Source organism: Variovorax sp. GW821-FHT09A10 (assembly GCF_059418385.1).
The window spans coordinates 99,855-115,568 of sequence record NZ_JBWKPT010000010.1 but is presented as its reverse complement, the minus strand read 5'-3'; the positions used below and the strand labels follow the sequence as shown (position 1 = coordinate 115,568).

Genomic DNA, 15,714 nt, shown 5'->3' with positions numbered 1-15,714 from the left:
GCTAGACGGGGTTGATGAAGGCCATCACGTCGTCGAGGTGCGCTTTTTCGAAATCGGACAGCGCATGGTCGCCGCCCTCGAGCAGCTTGATGCGGCTGTCGGGGTAGCGCGCCGACATCTCGTGCCAGTCGAGCGCCTCGTCGCCCTTGGCGATGATCGCGAACAGGCGCTCGGGCCGCGTGAGCGCGCCGATTTCCATCGCGCGCAGCTCCTGGATGAACTCCGGCTGGAAGTAGAAGTGCTCGGCCGGATCGTGCCAGGCGGTCTGGCTGCCGATGTAGCGCGTGAGGTCGCGCGCCGGGTGCACCGCGGGGTTGAGCAGCACGGCGCGGCAGCGGGTCATGCCCGCGACATAGGTGGCGTAGAAACCGCCGAGCGACGAACCGATCACCGCCATCGACTTGCGCGGCCAGTCCGCGATGCCCTTCATCACCATGTCGATGGCATCGTGCGGCGACGGCGGCAGTTGCGGGCACCACCACTCCAGGTTCGGGTGCTCGCGCGCCACGTGCTTCGCCACCAGCCGCGCCTTGGTGGAGCGGGGCGACGAACGGAAGCCGTGCAGGTACAACAGATGGGTGGTTTGCGGGTCCATGGGAGAAGGTGACTGGCGGTGCGCAGGTCGCGCCCCGTGGCCGGATTCGGACAATTTTGCATGAGGTCCGCAGCGCCAAAGGTGCGGTGACCCCACAAATCCCTGCGAAACAGGCGACAAGCACGTGTCTGGAATTCGAAAGTACTCACGGTGCGCCTCGCGTGGCGCGCGCAGTGCAGCGAAGGGGGAGAAGAATGAGACAAGTTTCGTGACGCATCTGGCAGGGGGCATCCCATGAACGCGGGAGGCCGGGCCGGCATGGCCGCAGGTGCCGAGGCTTATGCTCCATCCCATGAATACCGAGGCACAGGATGACGGGATGCCACGCCGCTGGGGCGTGCTCGTGGTCGAGGACGACAGCCGCGCACGCGCCTTCTTCGAGGCCAGCGTGCAGCGCAGCCCGCGCCTGTTCTGGCTGGGCAGTGCCGGCACGGTGCAGGAGGCGCGCACCTGGCTGGCCGGCACCGCGACCATCCCCGACGTGCTGCTGGTCGACCTGGGCATGCCCGACGGCACCGGGCTCGACGTGATCCGCGACGCTGTCGCCCGCTTTCCCGGCTGCGAGCCGCTGGTGGTGTCGGTCTTCGGCGACGAGGAGAACGTGCTGGCCAGCATCGAGGCCGGCGCCGTCGGCTACATCCACAAGGACGCGGCGCCCGAGGACATCGCGCAGACCATCGTCGAGATGAAGGCCGGCGCCTCGCCGATCTCGCCCATGATCGCGCGCCGCGTGCTCGCCAAGTACCGCAGCCTGCAGGCGGCCGTGCCGGGCACAGCCGGCGCGGCGCCGGCAGAGACGGCGCTCGACGAGGCCGACCGCGGCCTGCTCTCGGCGCGCGAGCACGAGGTGCTGACGTTGATCGCGCGCGGCTTCTCGTACGCCGAGATCGCGCGCCTCAAGGGCCTGAGCGTGCACACGGTGCAGACCCACATCAAGAACCTCTACGGCAAGCTCGCGGTGCATTCCAAGAGCGAAGCGGTGTTCGAGGCCACGCGCCTCGGCCTGCTGTCCCACCCGGGCTGAGGGCGGATGCTGCGGCGGCTGGCGTTCCTGTGCCTGCTGGGACTGGCGGTGCTGTTCGCTGCGGGGAGTGCCGCAGCGGCCGGGGCGCAAGGCCCGATCGAGCTGCGTCACGCCATGGTGACCACCACCATCGACGGCGTCGTGCAGACCGAAGCGGTCGACCTGTCCTACCACTGGGACCGCCGGCACCACGGCCGCACCGGCTTCGCGAGCTTCGAGCTGCCGTTCCGGGTCGAGACCCTGCCCGAGGTGCCCTGGGGCATCTTCATTCCCCGCGCCGGCAGCGTCTTCGAGGTGCAGCTCAACGGCACGCTGCTGCAGGCCTACGGTGACCTGGGCCAGGGCAACCGCGCCGACTACGCCAAGGCCCCCGTCTACGTGCCGGTGCCCGGGCGGCTGCTGAAAGAGGGCGAGAACCTGCTGCAGATCCGCATCCGGGCCGACAGCGAACGGCGCGCCGGACTGTCGCGCGTCACCGTCGGGCCGGCGACGCCGGTGCGCACCGCGCTGTTCGAGCGCGCCTACGCCTGGCGCTTCACGGGGTCGGTGCTGCTGACGGCGTTCAGCCTCATCGTCGGCAGCATCGCGCTGGCGCTGTGGTTCACGCAGGTCGACACCGGCGCGACGGGCCGCCGCCAGCGCGACGCCCTCTATTTCTGGGCCGCGCTGGCCGAGTTCTGCTGGGCCGTGCGCGTGGCCGACGCCATGATTCCCGAGCCGCCGCTGCCGTGGCAGCTGTGGGGCGTGCTGATGGCCGGCTGCTACGCGGGCTGGGCTGCCTCCGCCATGATGTTCTGCTACCACCTCGCCGACTGGGCGCAGAACCCGCGCATGCGCTGGATACGCTGGCCGATGGCGGCCGTGGTGGCCGGCACCGTGGTGTTCACCTGGCTGGCGCTGAACCGCGAGGAGCCGCGCTGGCTCACGGGCTGGCTGGCGGTCGAGATCACGATCGTCGTCGGCTTCGTGATCGCTTTTGCGGTGGCCACGGTGCGCCGGCCCAGCGTCGAGCGGCTGCTGGTGGCCGGCGCCGCGCTGGTCACGGTGGCCTTCGGCACGCGCGACTGGCTGGTGATCCGTCTGAGCGATGCCTACGGCGAAACCACCTGGGTGCGCTATTCCTCGGTGATGTTCGGCGTGGCGCTGCTGCTCATCGTGCTGCGGCGCTTTCACTTTGCCAGCGTGCAGGCGCGCGGCTGGGTCAAGACGCTGGCCGACCGGGTGGCGCAGCGCGAACGCGAACTGGCCTCCACCTACGCCGAGCTGGAGGAGGTGGCCCGCGACCAGGCGCGCACCCATGAGCGCGAGCGCATCCTGCGCGACATGCACGACGGCGTGGGCTCGCACATCAGCTCGGCGATCCGGCAGCTGCAGTCGGGCCAGACCAGCCCGGAGGAACTGCTGCGCACCCTGCGCGATTCGCTCGACCAGCTCAAGCTGTCGATCGACTCCATCCACCTGCCGCCCGGCGACATCGGCGCGCTGCTGGCGGCGCTGCGCTACCGGCTGGAACCCCGGCTGGCCGCCGCCGACATCGCCTTCGAATGGGGCGTGGACGAACTGCCCACGGTCACGCAGCTCGACGCCCACGCCACGCGGCAGCTGCAGTTCCTGCTGTTCGAGGCCATCTCGAACGTGCTGCAGCATGCCCACGCCAGCGCGTTGCGCATCGAGGCCGACGCACGCGCCGGCGCCGTGCACCTGCGCGTGATCGACAACGGCGTGGGCTTCGACGCCGCCGAGGTGCCGAAGGCGCTGTCGAAGCGCGCCGCTGCCATCGGGGCCCGGCTGGCGCTCGAAAGCCGACCGGGGCGCACGGTCGTTCAGCTCGGTTTCGACTGAAGGGGCGGGCGGGGCGGGGATAATCCGCCCCCATCATGTCTGCCGTGTTCAATCAGCCCTCCCTGGCGCGTCGCATCGCGCCCATCTTCCAGGGCTTCGACGGCTTCCTGGCCTTTGCCGTGATGCTGCTCGCCTTTGCCGGGCTGCTCACCATGTATTCCTCCGGCTACGACCATGGCACGCGCTTTCTCGACCATGGCCGCAACATGCTGCTGGCCGGCGGCATCATGTTCGTGGTGGCGCAGGTGCCGCCGCAGCGCCTCATGGCGTTCGCCGTGCCGCTGTATGCGGCCGGAGTGGCGCTGCTGATCGCGGTGGCGCTCTTCGGCATCACCAAGAAGGGCGCCCAGCGCTGGATCAACGTGGGCGTGGTGATCCAGCCCAGTGAAATCCTCAAGATCGCGATGCCGCTGATGCTGGCCTGGTGGTTCCAGCGCCGCGAGGGGCAGCTGCGCCCGCTCGACTTCGTGGTGGCGACGCTGCTGCTGGCGGTGCCGGTCGGGCTCATCATGAAACAGCCCGACCTGGGCACCTCGCTGCTGGTGCTGGCGGCCGGGCTCGCGGTGATCTTCTTTGCCGGGCTGCCGTGGAAGCTGATCGTGCCGCCGGTGGTGCTCGGCGCGGTGGCGATCACGCTCATCGTGGGTTTCGAGTCGCAGCTGTGCGTCGACGGCGTCGACTGGCGCGTGCTGCACGACTACCAGAAGCAGCGCGTGTGCACGCTGCTCGACCCCAGCAAGGACCCGCTGGGCAAGGGCTTCCACATCATTCAGGGGATGATCGCCATCGGTTCGGGCGGCGTCGGCGGCAAGGGCTTCATGCAGGGCACGCAGACGCACCTCGAATTCATTCCCGAGCGCACCACCGACTTCATCTTCGCGGCGTACTCCGAGGAATTCGGCCTGATCGGCAACCTGACGCTGATCGCGGCCTTCATCCTGCTGATCTTCCGCGGGCTGACCATTGCGCTGAACGCGCCCACGCTGTTCTCGCGCCTGTTGGCCGGGGCGGTGACCATGATCTTCTTCACCTACGCCTTCGTGAACATGAGCATGGTCAGCGGCATCCTGCCGGTGGTGGGCGTGCCGCTGCCGTTCATCAGCTACGGCGGCACCGCCATGGTCACGCTGGGGCTGGGGCTGGGCATCCTGATGTCGATCGCGCGGGCCCGCAAACTCGCCCAGAACTGAATCAGGCCAGAAACACCGAGGAACCGGCTTTGCCGGGCCTCAGGTGTTGCCCCCGGTAGGGGGTTGGAGAAGCGACACGAAGTGCGCGTAGCCTGGGGGCGAGCAATAATCCACCATGATCTCCCGCGAACCCACCATCGAGCGCCTCGCCACGGCGCAACAGCTCCTGCTCACGCCGTTCGGCCTGGACGAATCGCACCTGAGCAAGGCCCTGGCCGAGATCACCGCGCACCGCGTGGACGATGCCGACCTGTACTTCCAGTACACCCGCAGCGAGGGCTGGAGCCTCGAGGAGGGCATCGTCAAGACCGGCAGCTTCAGCATCGACCAGGGCGTTGGCGTGCGCGCCGTGAGCGGCGAGAAAACCGCCTTTGCCTATTCGGACGACATCTCTGAGGCCTCGCTGCTCGACGCGGCGCGCACGGTGCGCTCCATTTCCTCCGCCGGTCGCACCGCGCGCGTGAAGACGCCCGCCCGCAAGATCGCCGCGAGCCGCTCGCTTTACAACGGCGTCGATCCCATTTCCACGCTCGACAGCACCGCCAAGGTCAAGTTGCTCGAACGGGTCGAGAAGCTCGCCCGTTCGCGCGATCCGCGCGTGGCGCAGGTCATGGCGGGCCTGGCGAGCGAGTACGACGTGATCCTGGTGGCGCGCGCCGACGGCACGCTGGCGGCCGACGTGCGCCCGCTGGTGCGCCTGTCGGTCACCGTGATCGCCGAGCAGAACGGCCGACGCGAGGTCGGCTCGGGCGGCGGCGGCGGGCGCTTCGGCTTGGCCTACTTCACCGACGAACAGATCGCCGAGTACGTCGACCACGCCGTGAAGGCCGCGCTGACCAACCTCGACGCCCGCCCGGCCCCGGCCGGCGAGATGACCGTGGTGCTCGGCTCGGGCTGGCCCGGCATCCTGCTGCACGAAGCCATCGGCCACGGCCTGGAGGGCGACTTCAACCGCAAGGGCTCGAGCGCGTTCTCGGGCCGCATCGGCCAGCGCGTGGCGGCCAAGGGCGTCACGGTGCTCGACGACGGCACCATCGCCGACCGCCGCGGCTCGCTCAACGTGGACGACGAAGGCCACGCCAGCCAGCGCAACGTGCTGATCGAGGACGGCATCCTCAAGGGCTACATCCAGGATTCGATGAACGCCCGCCTCATGAAGGTCAAGCCCACGGGCAACGGCCGCCGCGAGAGCTACGCCCACGTGCCGATGCCGCGCATGACCAACACCTACATGCTCGGCGGCGACAAGGACCCGCAGGAAATCGTCGCCAGCATCAAGAAGGGCCTGTACGCCACCAACTTCGGCGGCGGGCAGGTCGACATCACGAGCGGCAAGTTCGTGTTCTCGGCCAGCGAGGCCTTCTGGGTCGAGAACGGCAAGATCCAGTACCCGGTGAAGGGCGCGACCATCGTGGGCAACGGCCCCGACGCGCTCACCCGCGTGACCATGATCGGCAACGACATGGCGCTCGATTCGGGCGTCGGCACCTGCGGCAAGGAGGGCCAGAGCGTCCCTGTCGGCGTCGGCCAGCCGACCCTTCGCATCGACGGCCTGACGGTAGGTGGAACGGCTTAGGACTTTCGGCACTTGCCGGCTGTTTCCTTCGGTTGCTAAGCTGCGCTCCTTTTTGCGAACGACGAATCAAGGAGCATTTCAATGGGGAACAGGATCAACTCGCCCGCCGTGCTGTGGGCCGTGACCGCCGTGGTCGCGCTGGCCACAGCCGGTTGCGCATCGCGCGGCGGTTCGGGCAGCCAGCCCGCCGCCGCACCGGCACCCGCCCCGGCCGCCGCCGCGCCTGCGGCGCCCAGCGGTTCGAAGGCCGGCATGGACGCTCGCGGCAACGTGGTCGATTCCTCCAAGGTCGAGGCCGGCAGCGGCCGCACGGTCAAGGGTCTGAACGGTTTCGAGGGCGAGATCACCGGCAACCCGGCGCGCAACAGCAAGTTCACGCGCCTGCAGATCGGCATGAGCACCAAGCAGGTCACCGACCTCGCTGGCCAGCCCACCGACCAGGGTGCCTACATCACCGGCAAGGCCTGGATTCCCTTCTACTTCGGCAGCGACCGCCACCGCTTCGAGATGACCTACAAGGGCCAGGGCCGCCTGATTTTCGCGGGCGGCGGCATGGGCGATTTCAGCAGCGGCAACCTGATCTGGATCATTCACAACGCCAACGAATCCGGCTACAGGTAAAAACAACACCGACCCGGCCGCCTGGCCGGGTTTTCGTTTTCCGTGCTACATTCCGCCCACATGTCCGCCCTCCGCGCTTACTTTTTTGCCTACTTTTGGTTCCCGGTTTCCGGCGGACGAGAGGCGAGCGCGTAAAGCAAACGAACACCCTCCCAGAACCGCCGGTGGCTTCCAGCCCCCGGCGGTTTTTTTATGCCCTGACGATTTTTCATTCACACCAACAAGGAAGAGAACCATGAGCACGAACACCCCTCCCACCGGCGACAGCTGGTATGCGAGCGTCGAAAAAACCAGCAAGACCGACGACGAACGCATCAAGGACATCAACGTGCTCCCCCCTCCCGAACATCTGATCCGCTTCTTCCCGATCCGCGGCACGCCGATCGAAACGCTGATCACCGGCACCCGCCGCGGCATCCACAACATCATGGCCGGCAAGGACGATCGGCTGCTGGTGGTCATGGGCCCGTGTTCGATCCACGACCCGGCCGCGGCCCTCGAGTACGCCCGCCGCCTCAAGGCCGAGCGCGACAAGTACGCCGGCACGCTGGAAATCGTGATGCGCGTGTACTTCGAGAAGCCGCGCACCACGGTCGGCTGGAAGGGGCTCATCAATGACCCGTACCTGGACGAGAGCTACCGCATCGACGAAGGCCTGCGCATCGCGCGCCAGCTGCTGATCGACATCAACCGCCTGGGCCTGCCGGCGGGCAGCGAGTTCCTCGACGTGATCTCGCCGCAGTACATCGGCGACCTGATCGCCTGGGGCGCCATCGGCGCGCGCACCACCGAAAGTCAGGTGCACCGCGAACTGGCCTCGGGCCTGTCGGCGCCCATCGGCTTCAAGAACGGCACCGACGGCAACATCCGCATCGCCACCGACGCCATCCAGGCGGCGGCGCGCGGCCACCACTTCCTCTCGGTGCACAAGAACGGCCAGGTCGCGATCGTGCAGACCAACGGCAACCGCGACTGCCACGTGATCCTGCGCGGCGGCAAGACGCCGAACTACGACGCCGCCAGCGTCGAGGCGGCCTGCAAGGACCTCGAAGCCGCCAAGCTGCCGCCCACGCTCATGGTCGACTGCAGCCACGCCAACAGCTCCAAGCAGCACCAGAAGCAGATCGACGTGGCCAAGGACATCGCCGGCCAGATCGCCGGCGGCTCCAAGCGCGTGTTCGGCGTGATGATCGAAAGCCACCTGCAGCCGGGCGCCCAGAAGTTCACGCCGGGCAAGGACCAGCTGTCGGGCCTCGAGTACGGCAAGAGCATCACCGATGCGTGCATCGGTTGGGACGATTCGGTGCAGGTGCTCGAGACCTTGTCTCAAGCCGTCAAGCAGCGCCGGGGCTGAGGCGCTATTAGCTATTAGTTAGTTAGAGCATGCTGGCCAGGTCGGGCCAGTGGTGCCGCATCGACGCCGCCTCGTCGCTGCCCTGCGGCACCAGCGAGAAATCCGCGAAGTCGAAGCCCGGCCCGACCATGCAGGCGACCAGCGTGTAGTCGCCGCTCGCGTGGCCCTGGATCGGGCGCGCGGCCTGCCACTGGCCGGCGGGCACCACGTGCTGCGGCCGGGTGCCGTGCACATCGACCGGGCCCAGCTTCACGTGGGCCGGCGCGGTCCGCATCGCGGCGTCGCAGGTCCACAGCGCCAGCGGTACGCCTTCCAGGTGCACCCAGACTTCGTCGGACAGCACCCGGTGCCAGCGCGAATGCTGGTGGACTTCGAGCAGGAAATAGATGCTGGTCAGCGCGCTGCGCGGCGCGCGGCCGTCGGCGGGCGTCACGCTCGCGGCCGACCGGAACACCTCGGCATACCAGCCGCCCTCGGGGTGGGGCTGGAGCTTCAGGGTGTCGATCAGCTCACGCGCGCGCATGCCACTCATCATCCGTGGGCGGCGCGCAGGGCGTCCAGCAGTTTCTCGTGCACGCCGCCGAAGCCGCCGTTGCTCATGCAGACGATGTGATCGCCGGGCCGCGCCGCGGCCACGACCTGCTGCACCAGCGGTTCGATGGCGCCGGCGACCTGGGCGCGTGCGCCCATCGGTGCCAGCGCGGCGGCCGCGTCCCAGTCGAGGCCGGCCGTGTGGCAGAACGACAGGTCGGCCGATTCCAGGCTCCACGGCAGTTGCGCGGCCATCACGCCCAGCTTCATCGTGTTGCTGCGCGGTTCGAAGGCCGCGAGGATGCGCTCACTTTGCTTGCCGGCGTCGTCGAGTTTCTTGCGCAGCCCGTCGAGCGTGGTGCGGATCGCGGTGGGGTGGTGGGCGAAGTCGTCGTAGACGGTGATCGCGCCGCCCTGGCCCTCGACCGTGCCGCGCAGCTCCATGCGGCGACGCACGTTGCGAAAGCGCCCGAGCGCACGGGCTGCGTCGGCCGGCGGCACGCCCACATGGTCGGCCGCCGCGATGGCGGCCAGCGCGTTCATCTGGTTGTGCAGGCCCGAGAGCGCCCACTCGACCCGGCCGACCACCTCGCCGCGGTGCAGCACGTCGAAGGCGTCGTGCGTGCCGCGCGCCTGCCATTCCGTGGCCGGACCGCCATCGCCGAAGCGGGCGAGTTCGCTCCAGCAGCCCTGGGCCAGCACGCGCTGCAGGCTCTCTTCGGTGGCGTTCACCACCAGGCGCCCGGTACCGGGCACCGTGCGCACGAGGTGATGGAACTGGCGCTCGATGGCGGCCAGATCGTCAAAGATGTCGGCGTGATCGAACTCCAGGTTGTTCAGCACCGCGGTGCGTGGCCGGTAGTGAACGAATTTGCTGCGCTTGTCGAAGAAGGCGGTGTCGTATTCATCGGCCTCGATCACGAAGGCCGGGCCGTCGCCCAACCGGGCCGACACGCCGAAGTCCAGCGGCACGCCGCCGACCAGGAAGCCGGGCGCCTTGCCGCCCTGTTCGAGCACCCAGGCCAGCATCGAGGTGGTGGTCGTCTTGCCGTGCGTGCCGGCCACGGCCAGCACGTGCCGGCCCTGCAGCACGTGCTCGGCCAGCCACTGCGGGCCGCTGGTGTAGGGCTTGCCGGCGTCCAGGATCGCTTCCATCAGCGGGAACTTGGGGCTGCCGTCGGGCAGTCGGGCCCGCGAGACCACGTTGCCGACCACGAACATGTCGGGGGCGAGGTCCAGCTGGTCGGCGCCGAAGCCTTCGATCAGGTCGATGCCGAGCGCGCGCAGCTGGTCGCTCATCGGGGGGTACACGCCGGCGTCGCAGCCCGTGACCCGGTGGCCTGCTTCGCGTGCGAGGGCGGCCACACCGCCCATGAACGTGCCGCAGATACCCAGAATATGAATGTGCATCGGCCAATTCTAGGGAGGCGCTGCGGGTGCTTCGGCCGCTTCGCCCCGGGCGCCGTACTGATGTTCATGTGAGGGACGCTCGCAGCGGGCAAAATGCCCCGATGGACACGTCCAAGCGTGAGATCGCCGCCGTTGCCGCCCGACTCGTGGTCGAGGAGGGGCTCGAGTACGGCCCGGCCAAGCGCCGGGCGCTGCGCGAACTCGGCCTCCCGACGCGCACCGCGCTGCCCAACAACGACGAGGTCGAGGCCGAGGTGCGCGACTACATCGCGGTCTTCTGCGCCGACACCCAGCCCCAGGAACTGCACGCGCTGCGCCTGCTCGCGCTCGAGTGGATGGAGCGCATGGCCGTGTTCCGGCCGCATGTGGGGGGCGCCGTCTGGCACGGCACGGCCACACGTTTGTCAGACATTTATATTCAATTGTTCTGCGATGATTCCAAGTCGGCCGAAATCGCCCTGATCGATCACCACGTGGACTACGAGCCGCGCATGGTGACCGGCTTCCATGGCGAGCAGGTCGAAGCCCTCAGCGTCCACGCGCCGAGCCGGGCGTTGGGCGAGGAAATCGGGGTGCACCTGCTGGTGTACGACCTCGACGACCTGCGCGGCGCCCTCAAGCCCGACGCCCAGGGGCGCGCGCCGCGCGGCGACCTGAACGCGCTGCGCCGACGCATTGAACAAGTAAAGGACCAGTGAATGACTTCAACGCCCACACGACGCGGCATGCTGTATGCCGGCCTGGCGGCAGTCGCTGCCGCGGCCGGCGTGGCCGGCGCCTGGTGGCGGGAGCGCAATGACAGCGGCGTCGCGGCCACCGGCGGCGAAAAGCTCGATGCAGCCATGTTCTGGGACCAGCGCTTCGAGCGCCCCGAGGGCGGCGAGCTGGCGCTGACGAGCCTGCGCGGCAAGCCCGTGCTGCTCAACTTCTGGGCCACGTGGTGTCCGCCCTGCGTCGAAGAAATGCCGATGATCGACGCCTTTTTCCGCGAACACGGTGCCAACGGCTGGCAAGTGGTGGGATTGGCCATCGATCAACCCAGCGCCGTGCGCAAGTTCCTGCAGCGCACGCCGGTCACCTATCCGACCGCATTGGCCGGGTTGCAGGGCATGGAACTGGTCAAGAATCTGGGTAACACTGGGGGCGGCCTGCCGTTCACCCTGGTGCTCCATGCCGACGGTTCGGTGCTGGCTCGTAAAATGGGCAAGCTTGAAACGACCGACCTGGACGCGTGGCGACGCCAACTTGTTCACGGTTAGAATTTAAATACACAAGCTGGCGTTAGACGCCAAACGCCGAAAATCGACGGTTTTCGGTCAAGTTCTTTCCTAAAGACCGGCAAAGCTGGCACTGGAGTCCCATGGATCTGCGCAAACTCAAGACACTGATCGATCTGGTGTCCGAATCGAATATTTCCGAACTGGAAATCACCGAGACCGAAGGCAAGGTCCGCATCGTCAAGGGTGGCGGTGCCGCCCCCGTGCAGTACGTGCAGACCCTGGCCGCCGCGCCCGCCGTGGCAGCGCCCGCCGTCGCTGGTGCCGCTGTGGCCGCCGCTGCCCCCGCCGTCGAGGCTGCCCCGACCGGCCATGCCGTGAAGTCGCCGATGGTCGGCACCTTCTACCGTTCGTCCAGCCCGGGCGCCGCGGCTTTCGTCGAAGTCGGCAGCAAGGTGAACGAGGGCGACACGCTCTGCATCATCGAGGCGATGAAGATCCTCAACGAAATCGAGGCCGACAAGTCCGGCACGGTCACCCAGATCCTCGGCGAAAACGGCCAGGCGGTCGAATACGGCCAGCCGCTGTTCATCATCGAGTAAGCATGTTCAAGAAGATTCTGGTTGCAAACCGGGGGGAGATCGCCCTTCGGATCCAGCGCGCTTGCAGCGAAATGGGCATCAAGGCCGTGATGGTCTATTCCGAAGCCGATCGCGAAGCCAAGTACGTCAAGCTGGCGCAGGAAGCCGTGTGCATCGGCCCGGCGCCTTCGGGCCTGAGCTACCTCAACATGCCGGCCATCATCTCGGCCGCCGAGGTGACCGATGCCGAAGCCATCCACCCCGGCTACGGTTTCCTGAGCGAGAACGCCAATTTCGCCGAACGCGTGGAGCAAAGCGGCTTCCAGTTCATCGGCCCGACGCCTGACAACATCCGCACGATGGGTGACAAGGTCTCGGCCAAGCAGGCCATGATCAAGGCTGGCGTGCCTTGCGTGCCCGGCTCGGAAGGCGAACTGTCCGACGACGCCGCCACCAACAAGCGCATCGCCCGTGCGATCGGTTACCCGGTCATCATCAAGGCGGCGGGCGGCGGCGGTGGTCGCGGCATGCGCGTGGTGCACACCGAAGCGGCACTGGTCAACGCGATCCAGATGACCAAGGCGGAAGCCGGCGCGGCCTTCAACAATCCGGCCGTGTACATGGAGAAGTTTCTCCAGAACCCGCGCCACATCGAAATCCAGATCCTCGCGGACAAGCACAAGAACGCCGTCTACCTGGGCGAGCGCGACTGCTCCATGCAGCGCCGCCACCAGAAGGTGATCGAGGAATCGCCGGCCCCCGGCATTCCGCGCAAGCTGATCGAGAAGATCGGCGAGCGCTGCGCAGCGGCCTGCAAGAAGATCGGCTACCGCGGCGCCGGCACTTTCGAGTTCCTGTATGAGAACGGCGAGTTCTACTTCATCGAGATGAACACGCGCGTGCAGGTGGAGCATCCGGTCACGGAGTTCACCACCGGCATCGACATCGTGAAGACGCAGATCATGGTCGCCGCCGGCGAGAAGCTGCCGTTCACGCAGCGCCAGATCGAGATGCGCGGCCACGCCATCGAAGTGCGCATCAACGCCGAAGATCCGTGGAAGTTCACGCCGTCGCCGGGTCGCATCACCATGTGGCACCCGCCGGGCGGCCCTGGCGTGCGCGTCGACTCGCACGTGTACACCAACTACTTCGTGCCCCCGAACTACGACTCGATGATCGGCAAGATCATCGTGTACGGCGACACCCGCGAACAGGCCATGGCGCGCATGCGCACGGCCCTGAACGAGACGGTGATCGAAGGCATCCAGACCAACATGCCGCTGCACCGCGAGCTGATGGTCGACGCCAAGTTCATGAGCGGCGGCACGAACATTCATTACCTCGAAGAGTGGCTCGCGGCGCACAAGCGCTGAGTCCACGCGCAGCGCCCTGTATGTTTGAACTCCGCCTGATGGCGCCCGAAGACCGGGTCGAAATGCTCGGCGATGCGCTCGACGCACTCGATGCGCTGAGCGTGTCGGTCGAAGACGCCGACGCGCAGACCGATGCCGAGCAGGCCTTGTTCGGCGAGCCCGGCATGCCGCCGCCCAAGGAGGGTTGGCAGCGTTCGCGCGTGATTGCGCTGTTCCCCGATGAAGATGCCGCCAACGAGGCCGCCTCGGTGCTCGCGCTGCAGGACTTCTTCGACGGCTGCGCGGTGCTCGGCGTGGCGCCGGTGCCTGATCAGGACTGGGTGCGGCTCACGCAATCGCAGTTCGCACCGGTCGAGATCACGCCCGAGTTCTGGATCGTGCCGACCTGGCACGAGCCGCCCGCGCAGGCGAAGCAGGTGATCCGGCTCGATCCGGGCCTGGCCTTCGGCACCGGCACGCACCCGACCACGCGCATGTGCCTGCGCTGGATCGCGACGCAAGGCGAGGGCGCCTTTGCCGACCAGCGCGTGCTCGACTACGGCTGCGGCTCCGGCATCCTGGCCATCGGCGCCGCCAAGTTCGGCGCGCGCACCATCGACGCCGTCGACATCGACGAGGCCGCGGTCTCCTCGACCCGACTCAACGCCGAGGCCAACGGCGTGCAACTGAACGCCGGCCTGCCCGAAGCGGCCAAGGGTGAGTACCAGACGGTGCTCGCCAACATCCTCGCGACGCCGCTCAAGGTGCTGGCGCCGCTGCTGCGCAGCCACGTGGCCGCCGGCGGTTCGCTGGTGCTGGCCGGCATCCTCGAGCGCCAGGCCGACGAGCTGAAGGCAGCCTATGCGCCGTACGCCGCGCTCGAAGTCAGCGACACCGAGGACGGCTGGATCCTCATGACCGCACGCTGCTGAAGCGTGTGGCCGGGCGCTCGCGCTGCGGGTGCCCCGGGCGCCTGCCTGCACGGCGAGGGCCCAACCCTACAATCGCCCGGTCATGAGCCTCGTCACGCGTTGCCCCGCCTGCACCACCACCTTCAAGGTGGTGCGCGACCAGCTTCGCATCTCGGACGGCTGGGTGCGCTGCGGCCGCTGCAGCCATGTGTTCGATGCGACGCTCGACCTGCAGGAGGCGCCCGATGGCGCGGTGTCCGCGCCTGCCGCACCGGCACCCGCGCCGGCCCCTTCGCCGATGGCTTCGATGGCTGCACTGGTGGCGTCTTTCGACGACGCGCGCATCGACCTGACGGCAGTACAGCCGGCGGTCGAGGAGGCGGACTTTCTCGACGATGAACCCGAGTCCCAGGCGCCATCACCCGCCCCTCAAGAAGAGGCCGGACTGTCGACCGCCGCCACCACCGTCGCGCCGGCTGCGCCGCCACTGCCTTTCTCGCTGACGCTGCCCGCGCACGGCCTCGCCGCAGACGAGCCCTGGTCCGACCTCGACGCCACCGAACCCGCATGGCGCCCGCCCGCGACTTCGCTGCCGCCGTTTCCGAACATCGACCTGAACCTCGGTGCACCGCCGCCTGCGTCGCCGTCACCTGCACCGCCATTGCCCAATCTGCCGCGCAGCAGTGCGCTGCGCGGGCTGGTCGCGGCGACCGGTGAGAACGACGATGGCGCGGCTGGAGAGCGTGAGCAGGAAGAAAAAGACCACGACCAGCTCCAGATCCAGAAGGCGCTGCGCCGCGCGCGCGCCAAGTCGGCCAAGATCGCGAACGCCAAGGCCCGCGATGCGCAACCCCGCGAAGAGGCTGCTGCGCCGCTGCCGGGCCCCGGCATCCGTGCCGAAGGTGAGCCGGACTTCTCGCTCTCCGCGACCTTCGAGGCGCCCGAGGACCATCCCTTCGCCGAAGAAGACGAGCCGGCTGACAAGCCTCCTGGCTTCTGGCAGCGCAAGGGCGTGCGCCGCCTGCTCGTGGTGCTCGCTGTGCTCGCGGCCTTGGTCCTCATCGTGCAGATCGTTCGCCATGAGCGCGACGGCATCGTTGCGCGCCAGCCGAACCTGCGGCCGGCCCTGTCGGCGCTGTGCCAGTACACCGGCTGCGAGCTCGCGGCGCTGCGCCAGATCGGCGACATCGTGATCGAAGGCGCGGCCTTCGCGCGCGAGAAGAGCGGCGGCAACGACTACCGTCTGAGCTTCACCTTGCGCAACGCGGCGACCGTGCCGCTCGCGATGCCGGCCATCGAGCTGTCGCTGCTCGACACGCAAGAACAAGCCGTCGTGCGCCGCGTGCTGACGCCAACCGACTACGGCGCGCCGGGTGTGCTGGCGGCGCGAGCCGACCGTGCGGCCTCGCTGCCGCTGACCTTGTCGGCCAGCGAAGCAGCGGCACTGCCGCCGATCGCGGGCTACCGCGTCGAAGCTTTCTATCCCTGAGCGGAGCGCCGACACGCGCGC

15 protein-coding genes are annotated in these 15,714 nt (G+C 68.2%); 12 read left to right on the top strand and 3 right to left on the bottom strand.

Translation table 11 applies throughout. The annotated features are described in order from the left end of the window. Position 1: 1 nt before the first annotated feature. Positions 2-595, bottom strand: coding sequence for a YqiA/YcfP family alpha/beta fold hydrolase (locus AC07Q9_RS27350; RefSeq protein WP_492679257.1), 594 nt, complete (start codon positions 593-595; stop codon positions 2-4). Between the two features lie 280 nt (positions 596-875). On the opposite strand from AC07Q9_RS27350, the gene AC07Q9_RS27345 reads away from it, so the two are divergent. From AC07Q9_RS27345 to AC07Q9_RS27320, 6 genes are all read left to right on the top strand, one after another. After that, positions 876-1,619, top strand: a complete 744-nt coding sequence (locus tag AC07Q9_RS27345) for a response regulator (protein ID WP_489059313.1) — start codon at positions 876-878, stop codon at positions 1,617-1,619. A gap of 6 nt (positions 1,620-1,625) precedes the next feature. Beyond that, complete coding sequence (locus tag AC07Q9_RS27340; protein WP_495312460.1) at positions 1,626-3,461, top strand: sensor histidine kinase; 1,836 nt, start codon at positions 1,626-1,628, stop codon at positions 3,459-3,461. A gap of 35 nt (positions 3,462-3,496) precedes the next feature. After that, positions 3,497-4,651: a rod shape-determining protein RodA gene (rodA, locus tag AC07Q9_RS27335; protein ID WP_495312459.1), complete on the top strand. Its 1,155-nt coding sequence runs from the start codon at positions 3,497-3,499 to the stop codon at positions 4,649-4,651. A gap of 115 nt (positions 4,652-4,766) precedes the next feature. Next, complete coding sequence (tldD, locus tag AC07Q9_RS27330) at positions 4,767-6,227, top strand: metalloprotease TldD (protein WP_489059307.1); 1,461 nt, start codon at positions 4,767-4,769, stop codon at positions 6,225-6,227. Positions 6,228-6,308: 81 nt separating this feature from the next. Then, positions 6,309-6,848 (top strand): hypothetical protein, encoded by a 540-nt coding sequence (locus AC07Q9_RS27325; protein WP_159278550.1) that lies wholly within the window; start codon positions 6,309-6,311, stop codon positions 6,846-6,848. Positions 6,849-7,083: 235 nt separating this feature from the next. Next, positions 7,084-8,202 carry a 3-deoxy-7-phosphoheptulonate synthase gene (locus AC07Q9_RS27320; RefSeq protein WP_495312458.1) on the top strand — a complete coding sequence of 373 codons (1,119 nt, stop codon included), beginning with the start codon at positions 7,084-7,086 and terminating at the stop codon, positions 8,200-8,202. A 22-nt stretch (positions 8,203-8,224) separates the two neighbouring features. Here AC07Q9_RS27320 and AC07Q9_RS27315 read toward each other — a convergent pair whose 3' ends face one another. Together AC07Q9_RS27315 and mpl are read right to left on the bottom strand one after the other, a co-directional pair. Then, a complete protein-coding gene (locus tag AC07Q9_RS27315) occupies positions 8,225-8,734 on the bottom strand; it encodes a cupin domain-containing protein (protein WP_495312457.1) in 510 nt (169 codons plus the stop codon). Beyond that, the gene (gene mpl, locus AC07Q9_RS27310; RefSeq protein ID WP_495312456.1) at positions 8,734-10,143 is read right to left on the bottom strand and encodes a UDP-N-acetylmuramate:L-alanyl-gamma-D-glutamyl-meso-diaminopimelate ligase; all 1,410 of its coding nucleotides are present in this window, start codon (positions 10,141-10,143) and stop codon (positions 8,734-8,736) included. Before mpl ends, AC07Q9_RS27315 begins: the two co-directional genes overlap by 1 nt. 101 nt (positions 10,144-10,244) lie before the next feature. On the opposite strand from mpl, the gene AC07Q9_RS27305 reads away from it, so the two are divergent. The 6 genes from AC07Q9_RS27305 to AC07Q9_RS27280 all read left to right on the top strand — a co-directional run bounded on the left by AC07Q9_RS27305 (position 10,245) and on the right by AC07Q9_RS27280 (position 15,693). Then, the gene (locus AC07Q9_RS27305) at positions 10,245-10,841 is read left to right on the top strand and encodes a hypothetical protein (RefSeq protein ID WP_492733939.1); all 597 of its coding nucleotides are present in this window, start codon (positions 10,245-10,247) and stop codon (positions 10,839-10,841) included. Continuing rightward, positions 10,842-11,402 carry a TlpA family protein disulfide reductase gene (locus tag AC07Q9_RS27300; RefSeq protein ID WP_495312455.1) on the top strand — a complete coding sequence of 187 codons (561 nt, stop codon included), beginning with the start codon at positions 10,842-10,844 and terminating at the stop codon, positions 11,400-11,402. 101 nt (positions 11,403-11,503) lie between these two features. Continuing rightward, positions 11,504-11,962, top strand: coding sequence for an acetyl-CoA carboxylase biotin carboxyl carrier protein (gene accB, locus AC07Q9_RS27295; RefSeq protein ID WP_489059298.1), 459 nt, complete (start codon positions 11,504-11,506; stop codon positions 11,960-11,962). 2 nt (positions 11,963-11,964) lie between these two features. After that, positions 11,965-13,314 carry an acetyl-CoA carboxylase biotin carboxylase subunit gene (gene accC / locus AC07Q9_RS27290; RefSeq protein WP_056575613.1) on the top strand — a complete coding sequence of 450 codons (1,350 nt, stop codon included), beginning with the start codon at positions 11,965-11,967 and terminating at the stop codon, positions 13,312-13,314. Between the two features lie 20 nt (positions 13,315-13,334). Continuing rightward, positions 13,335-14,225, top strand: a complete 891-nt coding sequence (gene prmA, locus AC07Q9_RS27285) for a 50S ribosomal protein L11 methyltransferase (protein WP_495312454.1) — start codon at positions 13,335-13,337, stop codon at positions 14,223-14,225. 82 nt (positions 14,226-14,307) lie between these two features. Further along, the gene (locus AC07Q9_RS27280) at positions 14,308-15,693 is read left to right on the top strand and encodes a zinc-ribbon and DUF3426 domain-containing protein (protein ID WP_495312453.1); all 1,386 of its coding nucleotides are present in this window, start codon (positions 14,308-14,310) and stop codon (positions 15,691-15,693) included. The last annotated feature ends 21 nt before the right edge of the window (positions 15,694-15,714 follow it).

Bases quoted from the DNA above. Each gene is read 5' to 3' on its own strand.
- AC07Q9_RS27300 (WP_495312455.1), top strand. From the start codon at position 10,842: ATGACTTCAACGCCCACACGACGCGGCATGCTGTATGCCGGCCTGGCG.
- accB (WP_489059298.1), top strand. From the start codon at position 11,504: ATGGATCTGCGCAAACTCAAGACACTGATCGATCTGGTGTCCGAATCG.
- accC (WP_056575613.1), top strand. From the start codon at position 11,965: ATGTTCAAGAAGATTCTGGTTGCAAACCGGGGGGAGATCGCCCTTCGG.
- AC07Q9_RS27320 (WP_495312458.1), top strand. From the start codon at position 7,084: ATGAGCACGAACACCCCTCCCACCGGCGACAGCTGGTATGCGAGCGTC.
- AC07Q9_RS27315 (WP_495312457.1), bottom strand. From the start codon at position 8,734: ATGAGTGGCATGCGCGCGCGTGAGCTGATCGACACCCTGAAGCTCCAG.
- AC07Q9_RS27340 (WP_495312460.1), top strand. From the start codon at position 1,626: ATGCTGCGGCGGCTGGCGTTCCTGTGCCTGCTGGGACTGGCGGTGCTG.
- AC07Q9_RS27345 (WP_489059313.1), top strand. From the start codon at position 876: ATGCTCCATCCCATGAATACCGAGGCACAGGATGACGGGATGCCACGC.
- AC07Q9_RS27325 (WP_159278550.1), top strand. From the start codon at position 6,309: ATGGGGAACAGGATCAACTCGCCCGCCGTGCTGTGGGCCGTGACCGCC.
- mpl (WP_495312456.1), bottom strand. From the start codon at position 10,143: ATGCACATTCATATTCTGGGTATCTGCGGCACGTTCATGGGCGGTGTG.
- AC07Q9_RS27350 (WP_492679257.1), bottom strand. From the start codon at position 595: ATGGACCCGCAAACCACCCATCTGTTGTACCTGCACGGCTTCCGTTCG.
- AC07Q9_RS27305 (WP_492733939.1), top strand. From the start codon at position 10,245: ATGGACACGTCCAAGCGTGAGATCGCCGCCGTTGCCGCCCGACTCGTG.
- tldD (WP_489059307.1), top strand. From the start codon at position 4,767: ATGATCTCCCGCGAACCCACCATCGAGCGCCTCGCCACGGCGCAACAG.
- rodA (WP_495312459.1), top strand. From the start codon at position 3,497: ATGTCTGCCGTGTTCAATCAGCCCTCCCTGGCGCGTCGCATCGCGCCC.
- prmA (WP_495312454.1), top strand. From the start codon at position 13,335: ATGTTTGAACTCCGCCTGATGGCGCCCGAAGACCGGGTCGAAATGCTC.
- AC07Q9_RS27280 (WP_495312453.1), top strand. From the start codon at position 14,308: ATGAGCCTCGTCACGCGTTGCCCCGCCTGCACCACCACCTTCAAGGTG.